We start from the raw sequence: 12,547 nt of genomic DNA on the forward strand, positions 1-12,547 counted from the left end.
CTATTCAACACACTCCGACGGGTTCTAACGTAACCGCACAGAGCGATGACGCATACATGTCGTCATCGCACCTTTCGCGAGTCGGAGGAACGTAACGATGCGTCACCCTCACACCCGCACGACCCGCCGAAGAGTGATCGGAGCACTGGCCGCGGCCCTGTTGAGTACGGCGGGCCTCGCCGCACCCGCCGTCGCCGACGCGAGGACCGCTTCCCCCTCCGTGGCCGACGGTCTCGCGCCGACCCCGCCGATGGGCTTCAACAACTGGAACTCCACGCACTGCGGCGCGGACTTCAACGAGGCGATGGTCAAGGGCATCGCCGACCTCTTCGTGGCGAAGGGCCTCAAGGACGCCGGCTACCAGTACGTCAATCTCGACGACTGCTGGGCCCTGCCCGAACGGGACGCGGACGGCAAGCTGGTCCCGGACCCGGCCCGGTTCCCGAACGGGATCAAGGCCGTCGCCGACTACGTGCACGCCAAGGGCCTGAAGCTCGGCATCTACACCAGCGCCGGCACCAAGACCTGCAACGACGCGGGCTTTCCGGGCGCTCTCGGCCACGAGTACAGCGACGCCCGGCAGTTCGCCGACTGGGGCGTCGACTACCTCAAGTACGACAACTGCAACAACCAGGGCGTGGACGCCAAGCAGCGGTACACCACCATGCGCGACGCACTGAAGGCGACCGGCCGGCCCATCGTCCTCAGCATCTGCGAATGGGGCGAGAACAAACCCTGGGAGTGGGCCGCCGGCGTCGGCCAGCTGTGGCGCACCACCGGGGACATCAGCGACAGCTGGGGCTCGATGGTGTCGATCCTCAAGCAGAACCTGCCGCTCGCGTCGTACGCGGGCCCCGGGCACTGGAACGACCCGGACATGCTGGAGGTCGGCAACGGCGGCATGACCGGCACCGAGTACCGCTCGCACTTCTCGATGTGGTCGGTCATGGCCGCCCCGCTGCTCATCGGCACCGACCTGCGCAAGGCATCCCCGGCGACCTTCGACATCCTGGACAACAAGGAGGTCATCGCCGTCGACCAGGACCCGCTGGGCAAGCAGGGCACGGTGGTCTCCTCGGCGGACGGGCGCTGGGTCGTCGCCAAGGAGATGACGGACGGCAGCCGCGCGGTCGCCCTGTTCAACGAGTCCGGCTCCCCGCAGCGCATCGCGACTTCGGCAACGGCCGTCGGCCTTCCCAAGGCCCCCGCCTACACCCTGCGCGACCTGTGGCAGCACCGGAGCTACAACACCGCGGACACCGTCTCCGCCATCGTCCCGGCGCACGGCACGGTCCTGGTGCGGGTCGCCGCCGACCGGCGCTGGGCGGCCCATCCGCCGGCCGTGGAACTCGGTCTGGACGGCAGCCGGTTCAGCGAGCCGGGCAAGACGTCCGCGCTCACCACGTCGGTCACCGACCTCGGCCGCACCACGGCCACGAAGGTCTCCGTGTCACTCACCGGCCCGGCAGGCTGGACCGTCAGGGCGTCCTCGCCGACGAAGGCCCCCGCCCTGCCGACCGGCCGTGCACTGCACACAAGTTGGCAGGTGACCGCCCCCGCGGGGACGCCGAAGGGGTCGTACGACCTGGAACTCAAGGCGAGTTACCGGTCGCCGGCCGGAGTGCGGACGGAGAGCGCGACGACGGTCACGACGACCGTCGCGGACCCGCCGCCCGCCGGCAGCTCCTATCTCAGCGACCTGCCCTGGGTGTCGGCGGACAACGGCTGGGGGCCGGTGGAGCGCGACACCAGCAACGGGGAGACCGCCGCGGGCGACGGACATCCGATCACCATCGGCGGGGTCGTCTACGCCAAGGGGCTCGGCACCCACGCCCGGAGCGAGGTCGACTACTACACCGGGAAGACGTGCGAGAAGGTCACGGCGGACGTCGGGGTGGACGACGAGGAGGCCGCCAACGGCACCGTCTCGTTCGAGGTCTGGGCGGACGGTACGAAGGTCGCCTCGACCGGCGTGCTGACCACCGACATGCCCGCCCAGCCGCTCACCGCCGACGTGACCGGCGCCGAGGTGATCAGGCTCGTCGTCACCGACGGCGGTGACGGCATCACCTCCGACCACGGGGACTGGGCGGACGCGCGGATCACCTGCTGACGTCCCGCGCGCACGCCCGGCCCGGTCGGCCGGTCCTGAACTCCGGCCGACCGGGCCTGAACGTTCCTGCGCGGCCTGACGGCCGCCGCCGGACCGCCGTCAGACCCCCGCGGCCTCCGCGTCCGGCCTGGCGGCCAACGCGGCCGCGGCGGCGCCCACCAGACCGGCGTCCGTGCCCATCTGGGCCGGTACGACCGTCAGGCGCTGGACGAAGGAGAGGGTCGCGTAGTCGGTGAGGGCCTTGCGCAGGGGCGTGAAGAGGATGTCCCCCGCCTTGCCGACGCCCCCGCCGATCACCGCGATGTCGATCTCGACCAGGGTCGCGGTGGCCGCGATCCCGGCCGCGAGCGCCTGTGCGGCCCGCTCGAAGGAGGCCACGGCGACCGGGTCGCCGGCCCGGGCCGCGGCCGCCACCGCAGCCGCCGAGGTGTCGCCGTCGGGACCCGGGCGCCAGCCGCCCTCCAGCGCGCGGCGGGCGATGTTGGGGCCGCTCGCGATGCGCTCGACACAGCCGCGCGACCCGCAGGGGCAGGGATCCCCGTCGAGGTCGACGCTGATGTGGCCGATGTGGCCGGCGTTGCCGGTCGGGCCGGGGTGCAGCCTGCCGCCGAGCACCAGGCCGCCGCCGACGCCCGTCGACACCACCATGCACAGCGCGTTGTCGTGGCCGCGGGCCGCGCCCTGCCAGTGTTCGGCGGCCGTGATGGCGACCCCGTCGCCGATCAGCTCGACCGGCAGCCCGCCGGCGGCCGCCCGCACCCGCTCGACGAGCGGAAACTGCCGCCAGCCGGGCACGTTGACCGGGCTCACGGTGCCGGCGGAGGCGTCCACCGGGCCCGCGCTGCCGATCCCGAGCGAGCCGGCCCGCCCCCACAGCGGTGAACCGGCGAGTTCGCCGACCACCTCCTCGACGGCCCCCATGACCGTCTCGCCGTCCTGCTGGGCGGGTGTCGCGCGCTGGGCGCGCGCCTGGATCCGTCCGTGACCGTCCACCAGCGCGCCGGCGATCTTGGTGCCGCCGATGTCGAGGGCCGCCACGAGGTCGGTGTGCATCAGAGTCAGTTCTCCCCGTCAACCATGAGTAGCCGAGTGACACAACAGGCCGGTCAAGCGGTGGGGACGCAGGCCGGAGATTGCGGTGGACAGTCTCCCTTGCATCTGACAACGTTGTCCAGGCTCTATGCTCGACGCCACATCCTCATACAAACCCACGAGCCTGTGTATCCCTGATACAAACCCATGAGCCCAGACTCAATCCGTGAGCCCATGCAGCCCGTGGACGACAGGACAGGACGCCGCATCGTGCCCGACACCTCCCGCCGCGCAGACCGTCACCCCGGCTCCCGTTACGGGACCCGGCCGACGATGAAGGACGTGGCGGCGCGGGCCGGTGTGGGCCTCAAGACGGTGTCCCGGGTGGTCAACGGCGAGCCCGGGGTGACCCCGGACACCGAGCGCCGGGTCCAGGAGGCGATCGACGCGCTGGGCTTTCGCCGCAACGACAGCGCGCGGGTGCTGCGCAAGGGCCGTACCGCGAGCATCGGCCTCGTCCTGGAGGACCTCGCCGACCCGTTCTACGGTCCGCTGAGCCGCGCGGTGGAGGAAGTGGCCCGGGCGCACGGGGCGTTGCTCATCAACGGCTCCAGCGCCGAGGACCCGGAGCGGGAGCAGGAGCTGGCGCTCGCGCTGTGCGCGCGGCGGGTGGACGGCCTGGTGGTGATCCCGGCCGGGGACGACCACCGGTATCTGGAGCCGGAGATCCGGGCGGGCGTGGCGACGGTGTTCGTGGACCGCCCGGCCGGGAAGATCGACGCCGACGTCGTGCTGTCCGACAGCTACGGCGGTGCCCGGGACGGGGTCGCCCACCTGATCGCGCACGGCCACCGCCGGATCGGGTTCATCGGCGACATGCCCCACATCCACACGGCGGCCGAGCGGCTGCGCGGCTACCAGACGGCGATGGAGGACGCCGGCATAGCCGTCGAGCAGGCGTGGACCTCCCTCGGTGTGACGGATCCGGATCGGGTGCGCCGGGCCGCCGAGGAGATGCTGTCCGGACCGGACCCGATCACCGCGATCTTCGCGGGCAACAACCGTGTCACCGTCACCGTGATCCGCGTCCTCGCCGAACAGACCCGCCCGGTCGCGCTCGTCGGCTTCGACGACATCGAACTCGCCGACCTGCTGCACCCCGGCCTCACGGTCGTCGCCCAGGACGCGGCGCTGCTCGGCCGTACGGCCGCCGAACGGCTCTTCCGCCAGCTGGACGGCACCCTCATGCCACCGGAACGCATCGAACTGCCGACCAGGCTGATCACCCGCGGCTCGGGCGAGCTGCCCCCGGCGGACTGAGCCGCGGATGACGGACCGGACGCGCACGGGACCGAGCCGCACGGCCACCGGCCGCACGTGCGCCGGGGCGAGCCGCCGATGACCGGCCGTACGCCCGCGGTGTCAACCCGCCGGACGGCCCAACGGACGCCCGCCGAACCGATCCGGACGACGGCCTGCCCGGCGCTCGCGGAACCGAGCCGCCCGTGACCGGCCGTACGCTCGCCGAGCTGGGCCTCGACGAGGCGCCGCGTGACCATCCGCTGACCTACCCGGGTGTCTGGCCGCCCGACTCCGCGCTTCTCGACGGCGACCGGCTGCTGCCGCTCGAGCGTCTGGTGCACGACGAGGGCCGGGTACCGGTGCTCGCGGTCGGCTCCAACGCCTCACCCGCCCAACTCCAGCACAAGATGGCCGAGTTCGGTGTCACCGGTGCCATCCCCATGGTGCGCACCCGGGTGCGCGGCCTCGACGTCGGCGTCTCCGCGCATGTCAGCCGCCTCGGCTATGTCTCGGCGTCCCCGGTCGCATCCCCTTCGGCGGTACGGGAGTTGTTCGTCCTCTGGCTGGACGGGCGCCAGCTGGAGGTGGTCGACGCGAGCGAGGGCGTACCGCTGCCGAACGGCAACTTCCAGCGGGCCTGGCTGCCCGCGCCGGGCGTCCGCGTCACTCTCGCGGACGGCACGACGCTCCCCGGCGTGCACGCGTACGTCAACCGGCACGGCGTGCTGCACGACGGCACCGGCGCACCCCGCCGCCACCCCGGCGAGCGCGCTCTGCTCACCGAACTCCTGGCGGAGTCGGGCGAGTTGAGGAAGCTGTTCGGTGTCACGCCCGAGCAGTTCTGCGCGCGGGCGCGGGCCGATTCGGCGCTGTGCAGGCGGGGCACCCGGCTGTTCGCGGAGCGGAGGTGGGCGGTCGCGTCGGGTCTGGAGCGGTACGTCCGTGCTCAGCAGACGGGAAGTCCGGGGAGCGGCTCGTCGTTCTCGCCGCCCTTGATGTAGACGTCGCTGATGTACACGCCGGTGTTGCCCTTGTCGTCGTCGGTCTCGGCCCACCAGACGTTGGTCCGCCGGCCGTGGGTCTCCCGGCGGCCCAGGTCGACCTGGCAGTAGAACGAGTGGACGCCCTGGCGGACCTTGCCGACCTTGACGCCGTCGGCCGTGTAGGACTTGGCGCCGCCGCTGCGCACCCGGCAGGTGTACGTGCCGTCTCCTGCGGACACGCAGACCGGGACGGGGGTGGCCGGGGCGGTGGCCGTTGCCGTGGCGGGGGCGGTGGCACCGGCGGTGCCGGAACCGCCGGAGGGGCTGGGGCCGGCGGTCCGCGCCGCGGCCGGTGTGGTGGAGGCGCGGTCCGCCGGGCCCGCCGGTGCGCCCCCGGCGGCGTGCGTGGTGCCGGTGGCGGGTACGGCGCCCGTCTCCTCGCCCTGCCCCACGGGATCGGCGCCGCCGGGGTGCCTGGCACCGGTGCCGCGGACGCTCTCCGAAGCGCCGGCGACGGTCGGGGCGGGCGGACCCGCGTCCGTCTTCGCCGTCTGTCCTCTCTCGTTCCGTAACGCGACGGTCAGCCCGGTCGCCGTGAGGACGACGGCGACGGCCACCACGACGAGCAACCGGGTCCGGTGGCGGGTGCGGCCCGGTCGGGCGGGGCTCATCGGGCCGTCCGGGAGGCCGGGCCGGGGCGCGGGCTCTGATCTTCGGGCGGGCACGAGGCCGGTCCCCGGGGTGCCGGCTCCCTTGCCGAGTCCGGCGGCGGGCACCGGGGCGAGCTGTCCGACGTGCTCCGCAGCGGGCGCCTCGGCGGACCCCTCCTCGGCGCCAGGTCCTCCTCCCGGAGCCGGCGCCGCCACCCCGGACCCGGTCTCCGGCCGCTCGGGCTCCCGCTCCCGCAGGACCGTCGTCGGCAGGTCCGGGACCGGTTCGCGCGCCACCGCCCGCAGCAGCTCGCAGGCCTCCTCGGCGTCCGGGCGGGCGTCGGGAAGCTTGTCCATCAGGCGCCGGAGGACGGGGGCGAGCGGGCCGGCCCTGCGGGGCTCCGGGAGGGGCTCGTCGACGATCGCGGTGAGCGTCGAGAAGGTGGACGTACGGCGGAAGGGCGAGGCACCCTCCACGGCCGCGTAGAGAGCCGCGCCGAGGGCCCAGATGTCGGAGGCCGGGCCGGGGGCCGCGCCCTTGGCCCGCTCGGGCGCCAGGTAGTCGAGGGAACCGACGAGTTCGCCGCTGCCGGTCAGGTGCGTGGCGGAGCCGTCGCCGGGATCGGCCATGGTGGCGATGCCGAAGTCGGTGAGGACGACCCGGCCCGAGCGGTCGAGGAGGATGTTGCCGGGCTTGACGTCGCGGTGCAGGACGCCGACCCGGTGGGCCGCGGCCAGGGCGTCCATGACCTCGGCGCCGACGCGGGCGGCCTCGTGCGCCCCGAGCGTGCCGCGCTCGCGCAACAGGTCGTCCAGGGAAGGCCCGTCGACCAGTTCCATGACGATCAGCGGGCGGCCGTCCACCTCGGCGATGTCGTGCACGACGACCACACCGCGATGGCGCACCCGGGCGGCGGCCCGCGCCTCGCGCTGCATCCGCAGCCGCAGATCGGCCAGTTCGGGTCCGGCGCTGTCGGTGTGGGCACGCAACTCCTTGACGGCGACCTCGCGGCCGAGGACCTCGTCGACGGCGCGCCACACCACACCCATGCCACCGCGCCCGAGCCTGGCCACGACCCGATACCGCCCGGCCAGCAGGCGACCGGTCCCGTCAGCCTGTCCGTACGAACCCGACACCACAGCCCCGTTCCTGAAACCCGTCCGTGAATGGCGCACCAGAGTACGGGGCAGTGACAGGGTCGGTTCAAGTCGGCTGGAAAAGCCGTGACTTGACCGGTACGCGCTACTTCCCGAAGGCCGTCAGGTCGCCGCGCCGGGGCATCGCGAAGCCCTCCAGATCGGCCCGGGTCAGACCGGTCAGCCGGGCCACCTCGCCGTTGTCGAGGGCGCCGCAGTCCAGGCCGCGCAGCAGGTAGCCGCTGAGGGCCTTGGCGGTGGCGGGCTCGTCCATGACGTCGCCGCCGGCGCGGTTGGCGTACCGGGAGAGCCGGGCGGCCGCCTGCTCCAGGCCCTCGCGGTAGAAGGCGAACACGGCCGCGTACCGGGTCGGGAGGTGGCCGGGGTGCATGTCCCAGCCCTGGTAGTAGGCGCGGGCCAGGGCGCGCCGGGTGAGACCGTAGTGCAGCCGCCAGGCGTCGTGCACCCTGGCCGTCGGGCCGACCGGCAGGACGTTGGTGGAGCCGTCCGACACGCGTACGCCGGTACCGGCGGCGGCGACCTGCATGATCGCCTTGGCGTGGTCGGCGGCCGGGTGGTCGCTGGCCTGGTAGGCGGCGGACACCCCGAGGCAGGCGCTGTAGTCGAAGGTGCCGTAGTGCAGTCCGGTGGCGCGGCCCTCGGCGGCCTGGATCATCCGGGCGACGGTGGCGGTGCCGTCGGTGGCGAGGATGGACTGGCTGGTCTCGATCTGGATCTCGAACCCGATCCGGCCTGGCTCCAGTCCATGGGTCTTCTCGAAGGCCTCCAGGAGCCGGACCATCGCGGTGACCTGTTCGGGGTAGGTCACCTTGGGCAGGGTCAGCACGAGTCCGCCGGGCAGCGGGCCGGCCGCGATCAGCCCGGTGAGGAAGATGTCGAGGGTGCGGATGCCCCGGTCGCGCACCGCGGCCTCCATGCACTTCATCCGGATGCCCATGTACGGCGCCGCGGTGCCCTCGGCGTACGCCTCGGCGATCAGCCGGGCGGCGCGGGCGGCGGTCTCGTCCTCCTCGGCGTCGGGGCGGGGGCCGTAGCCGTCCTCGAAGTCGACGCGCAGGTCTTCCACCGGTTCCCGCTCCAGTTTGGCGCGGACCCGGGAGTGGACGGGCTCGGCGAGGTCGTCGGGCAGGCCGAGGACGGCGGCGAAGGCGGCGGCGTCGGGGGCGTGTTCGTCGAGGGCGGCGAGGGCCTGGTCGCCCCAGGAGCGGATGGTGCCGGCCGTGAAGGCGTCGCCGGGGACGTACACGGTGTGGACGGGCTGACGGGTTCCCGGATCACCCGGATAGCGGCGCTCCAGTTCGGCGTCGACGGGTGCGAGGGAGGCGCTGATCTCCTCGCTGACGGCGCCCGCGAGGCTCGTCGCCACCTTCTCCTGCCGGCCCTGACCCATCCCACACCCTCCTGTTTTCCACTGTACGGAATCAACAATCCGTTGAATGAAGGTATCCGGGCGCCTTCGGGGCGGTCAACACCGTGTCCACGGGGCGACACGCCCCCATCTGGGCATGTTCACGCTCATCACACTCCTGGGTATCACACTGCTCAACGCCCGCCCGTCCGGCTTGTGCCCCCTGAAGGAGCCGTCGTGCCGAACCAGCGCCGAGTCACCCGCCGGCTGGGACTGCAGGCCCTGTTGGCCGCAGCGGTCACCGTGCCCCTCTCCAGTGCCGCGATCACCACCTCCTCCGCCTCCTCCGCCGTGTCGCGGGCCCGCCGGACAGCCACCCTCGCGGCGCCGGCCCGGCCGGCGCCCCGCCTCGACGTCATGACCTTCAACCTGCGGTACGCCAGTACCGCCGAACCCAACAGCTGGGCCGACCGCCGCCCGGTGATGGCCGAACTGCTGCGCCGCGCACAGCCCCAGGTCATGGGCACCCAGGAGGGTCTCTACCAGCAGCTGCGCGACATCGACAGCGACCTCGGACCGCACTACGACTGGGTCGGCACCGGCCGCGAGGGCGGCAGCCGGGACGAGTCGACCGCCATCTACTACGACCTCCGGCGCCTGGAACCGCTGGAGCACTACACCTTCTGGCTCTCCGACACCCCGGAGGTCATCCGCTCCAACACCTGGAGCGCCGCCTTCCCCCGCATCGTCACCTGGGTCCGCTTCCGCGATCTCGCCGACGAAGGACGGGAGTTCTACGTCGCCAACACCCACTTCGACCAGAAGAGCCAGTACGCCCGCGAGCGCAGCGCCACGCTCCTGGTGCAGCGGATCGCGGAGTTCGACCGCAGGCTGCCGGTCGTGGTGACCGGCGACTTCAACGCCTACGCGCACAAGAACCGGGCCTACGACACCCTGGTGGACTCGGGGCTCGTCGACACCTGGGACGCGGCGGAGCACCGCGGCCCCCAGTACGCGACCTTCCACGGCTACCACCGCCTCAAGCCCGACGGCGACCGGATCGACTGGATCCTGACCTCGCCGGGCGTGACCACGCACCGGGCGACGATGGACACCTTCTCGATGCACGGCCAGTTCCCGAGCGACCACCTGCCCGTGCAGGTCTCCCTGAGCCTGCGCTGAACCGGGGCCGCGCGGACACGACGAGGCCCCCGCGACCGGTGTCGGTCGCGGGGGCCTCGGACAGCCTGTCGGCGGTGATCAGCCCTTGCGGGCCTTGACCTCCTCGGTCAGCTGCGGGACGACGTCGAACAGGTCGCCGACCACGCCGAAGTCGACCAGCTCGAAGATCGGGGCCTCGGCGTCCTTGTTGACGGCCACGATGGTCTTCGAGGTCTGCATGCCCGCGCGGTGCTGGATGGCGCCGGAGATGCCGTTGGCGATGTACAGCTGCGGGGAGACGGACTTGCCGGTCTGGCCGACCTGGTTGGTGTGCGGGTACCAGCCGGCGTCGACGGCGGCACGGGAGGCACCGACAGCCGCGCCGAGGGAGTCGGCGAGGGCCTCAATGATCGCGAAGTTCTCGGCGCCGTTGACGCCACGGCCGCCGGAGACCACGATCGCGGCCTCGGTCAGCTCCGGACGCCCGGTCGACTCACGCGGGGTACGGCCGGTCACCTTGGTGCCGGTCGCCTTGTCCGAGAACGTCACGCTCAGGGCCTCGACCGCGCCGGCGGCCGGGGCGGCCTCGACGGCGGCGCTGTTGGGCTTGACCGTGATGACCGGGGTGCCCTTGGAGACGCGGGACTTGGTGGTGAAGGACGCGGCGAACACCGACTGGGTGGCCACCGGGCCCTCGTCGCCGGCCTCCAGGTCGACGGCGTCGGTGATGATGCCGGAGCCGATGCGCAGCGCCAGACGGGCGGCGATCTCCTTGCCCTCGGCGGAGGACGGGACGAGCACGGCGGCCGGGGAGACGGCCTCGACGGCGGCCTGTAGCGCGTCCACCTTCGGGACGACCAGGTAGTCGGCGTACTCGGACGCGTCGTGGGTGAGGACCTTCACCGCGCCGTGCTCGGCCAGCGCGGCGGCGGTGTCGGCGGCGCCGTTGCCGAGCGCGACGGCGACGGGCTCGCCGATGCGGCGGGCCAGGGTCAGCAGCTCCAGGGTGGGCTTGCGGACGGCACCGTCCACGTGGTCGACGTAGACGAGGACTTCAGCCATGGGAATGCTCTCCTGCTTGGATCAGTTGAGGGGCGGTCGGCGAGTGCGGGGCTCAGATGAACTTCTGGCCCGCGAGGAACTCGGCGAGCTGCTTGCCGCCCTCGCCCTCGTCCTTGACGATCGTGCCCGCCGTACGGGCCGGACGCGCGGTGGCGGTCTCGACCGCGGTCCAGGCGCCCTCCAGGCCGACCTCCTCCGCCTCGAGGTCGAGGTCGGACAGGTCCCAGGACTGAACCGGCTTCTTCTTGGCGGCCATGATGCCCTTGAAGGACGGGTAACGCGCCTCACCCGACTGGTCGGTGACGGACACGACCGCCGGGAGGGAGGCCTCCAGCTGCTCGCTGGCGGCGTCGCCGTCGCGGCGGCCCTTGACCGTGCCGTCCTCGACCGAGACCTCGGAGAGCAGGGTGACCTGCGGGACGCCCAGCCGCTCGGCGAGCAGGGCCGGCACGATGCCGGCGGTGCCGTCGGTGGAGGCCATGCCGGAGACCACCAGGTCGAAGCCGGCCTTCTCGATCGCCTTGGCCAGCACCAGCGAGGTGCCGATGGCGTCGGTGCCGTGCAGGTCGTCGTCCTCGACGTGGATCGCCTTGTCCGCACCCATCGAGAGCGCCTTGCGCAGCGCGTCCTTGGCGTCCTCCGGACCCACCGTCAGCACGGTGACCTCGACGTCGTCGTCCGAGTTCTCCGAGATCTGCAGCGCCTGCTCGACCGCGTACTCGTCCAGCTCGGAGAGGAGACCGTCCACGTCGTCACGGTCGACGGTCAGGTCATCGGCGAAGTGCCGGTCGCCAGTGGCGTCGGGCACGTACTTCACAGTGACAACGATCCTCAGGCTCACGCCGGCTCTCCTACTGCATCGTCTTTTCTGGGCTGCCTCTTGCAGGCAGCATAGGCGCCTCAAGCGGCTCATCCCGGTCGGGGCGGCCGCGCGCTCCGAACGAAATATTACTCACCAGTACAGCCAGTTCATGCCCGCTAAGCAAGCGCTTTGAACTGTGACCTTCGCAACGCAGCGTAACCGGAACTCGACGCGTTCGCAGAACGAGGGGCGTGTGATCCGCGGAACGGGGGATGTGTGATCAGTCCCGCAGCCCGTTGAAGGCGCCCTGGTGGTACAGGAGCGGCCGGCCGGCGCGGGAGGGATCGCCGACGAGCACCTCGGCCAGCACGATGCGGTGGTCACCGGCCGGCACGCGCGCCGCGATCCGGCACACCAGCCACACCAGTACGTCGTCGAGGACCGGGACGCCCGCGTGGCCGTCACGCCAGTTGGTGGGCGCCCCGAACCGGTCGGCGCCGCTGCGCGCGAAGGTGGCGGCGAGCTCCGCCTGGTGCTCGCCGAGGATGTGGACGCCGATGTGCTCCGCGGTGGATATCGCGGGCCAGCTGGAGGCGCCCGTGCCCACCCCGAAGGAGACCATCGGGGGCTCGGCGGAGACGGAGGTGAGGGAGGTGGCGGTGAAGCCGACCGGGCCGTCGGCGCCACGCGCGGTGATCACCGCCACACCGGCCGCGTGCCGCCGGAAGGCGGAGCGGAGCAGGTCGGGAGAGGCGAGCTGGGGGGTGCCGAGGTCAGGCGTGGCCGTCATGGAGTTGTCCTTCTGCGGGAGGCGGTCTTCGGGTCCGGAGCTGCTCAACAGCCCGGACAGCGCGCGCTCGCGGTGCGGGCCAGGTCCACGTGGACCCGTCCGAAGAGAAGGAGTTCCTGAGGCATACGGTCAGGCTGACGATAGGT

10 protein-coding genes are annotated in these 12,547 nt (G+C 72.4%); 4 read left to right on the forward strand and 6 right to left on the reverse strand.

The window, feature by feature from the left end:
• Positions 1–97: 97 nt before the first annotated feature.
• Positions 98–2,113 (forward strand): NPCBM/NEW2 domain-containing protein, encoded by a 2,016-nt coding sequence (locus ABT137_RS22970; RefSeq protein ID WP_351711709.1) that lies wholly within the window; start codon positions 98–100, stop codon positions 2,111–2,113.
• A gap of 99 nt (positions 2,114–2,212) precedes the next feature.
• Here ABT137_RS22970 and ABT137_RS22975 read toward each other — a convergent pair whose 3' ends face one another.
• Positions 2,213–3,166: an ROK family protein gene (locus tag ABT137_RS22975; RefSeq protein WP_351711711.1), complete on the reverse strand. Its 954-nt coding sequence runs from the start codon at positions 3,164–3,166 to the stop codon at positions 2,213–2,215.
• 213 nt (positions 3,167–3,379) lie between these two features.
• Between ABT137_RS22975 and ABT137_RS22980 the strand changes: the two genes are divergently transcribed.
• Positions 3,380–4,465: a LacI family DNA-binding transcriptional regulator gene (locus ABT137_RS22980; protein WP_351711800.1), complete on the forward strand. Its 1,086-nt coding sequence runs from the start codon at positions 3,380–3,382 to the stop codon at positions 4,463–4,465.
• 185 nt (positions 4,466–4,650) lie between these two features.
• Positions 4,651–5,448 carry a hypothetical protein gene (locus tag ABT137_RS22985; RefSeq protein WP_351711713.1) on the forward strand — a complete coding sequence of 266 codons (798 nt, stop codon included), beginning with the start codon at positions 4,651–4,653 and terminating at the stop codon, positions 5,446–5,448.
• On the opposite strand, the gene ABT137_RS22990 is transcribed toward ABT137_RS22985, so the two are convergent.
• Together ABT137_RS22990 and ABT137_RS22995 are read right to left on the reverse strand one after the other, a co-directional pair.
• Positions 5,394–7,220, reverse strand: a complete 1,827-nt coding sequence (locus tag ABT137_RS22990; protein WP_351711715.1) for a serine/threonine-protein kinase — start codon at positions 7,218–7,220, stop codon at positions 5,394–5,396. The genes ABT137_RS22985 and ABT137_RS22990 overlap by 55 nt on opposite strands.
• Positions 7,221–7,323: 103 nt before the next feature.
• Positions 7,324–8,628 (reverse strand): DUF6986 family protein, encoded by a 1,305-nt coding sequence (locus ABT137_RS22995; RefSeq protein ID WP_351711717.1) that lies wholly within the window; start codon positions 8,626–8,628, stop codon positions 7,324–7,326.
• Positions 8,629–8,823: 195 nt separating this feature from the next.
• Here ABT137_RS22995 and ABT137_RS23000 point away from each other — a divergent pair, with 195 nt between their 5' ends.
• On the forward strand, positions 8,824–9,768 hold the full coding sequence (locus ABT137_RS23000; RefSeq protein WP_351711719.1) for an endonuclease/exonuclease/phosphatase family protein: 945 nt from the start codon (positions 8,824–8,826) through the stop codon (positions 9,766–9,768).
• A gap of 78 nt (positions 9,769–9,846) precedes the next feature.
• Here ABT137_RS23000 and ABT137_RS23005 read toward each other — a convergent pair whose 3' ends face one another.
• The 3 genes from ABT137_RS23005 to ABT137_RS23015 form a co-directional block, all read right to left on the reverse strand.
• A complete protein-coding gene (locus ABT137_RS23005) occupies positions 9,847–10,809 on the reverse strand; it encodes an electron transfer flavoprotein subunit alpha/FixB family protein (RefSeq protein ID WP_351711721.1) in 963 nt (320 codons plus the stop codon).
• A 52-nt stretch (positions 10,810–10,861) separates the two neighbouring features.
• A complete protein-coding gene (locus ABT137_RS23010; RefSeq protein ID WP_351711723.1) occupies positions 10,862–11,650 on the reverse strand; it encodes an electron transfer flavoprotein subunit beta/FixA family protein in 789 nt (262 codons plus the stop codon).
• 241 nt (positions 11,651–11,891) lie between these two features.
• Positions 11,892–12,401 (reverse strand): flavin reductase family protein, encoded by a 510-nt coding sequence (locus ABT137_RS23015; RefSeq protein ID WP_351711725.1) that lies wholly within the window; start codon positions 12,399–12,401, stop codon positions 11,892–11,894.
• Positions 12,402–12,547: the final 146 nt, after the last annotated feature.

Source organism: Streptomyces sp. NPDC001980, assembly GCF_040296885.1.
Taxonomy (GTDB): domain Bacteria; phylum Actinomycetota; class Actinomycetes; order Streptomycetales; family Streptomycetaceae; genus Streptomyces.

Bases quoted from the DNA above. Each gene is read 5' to 3' on its own strand.
- ABT137_RS22970 (WP_351711709.1), top strand. From the start codon at position 98: ATGCGTCACCCTCACACCCGCACGACCCGCCGAAGAGTGATCGGAGCA.
- ABT137_RS22975 (WP_351711711.1), bottom strand. From the start codon at position 3,166: ATGCACACCGACCTCGTGGCGGCCCTCGACATCGGCGGCACCAAGATC.
- ABT137_RS22980 (WP_351711800.1), top strand. From the start codon at position 3,380: ATGCAGCCCGTGGACGACAGGACAGGACGCCGCATCGTGCCCGACACC.
- ABT137_RS22995 (WP_351711717.1), bottom strand. From the start codon at position 8,628: ATGGGTCAGGGCCGGCAGGAGAAGGTGGCGACGAGCCTCGCGGGCGCC.
- ABT137_RS23005 (WP_351711721.1), bottom strand. From the start codon at position 10,809: ATGGCTGAAGTCCTCGTCTACGTCGACCACGTGGACGGTGCCGTCCGC.
- ABT137_RS23015 (WP_351711725.1), bottom strand. From the start codon at position 12,401: ATGACGGCCACGCCTGACCTCGGCACCCCCCAGCTCGCCTCTCCCGAC.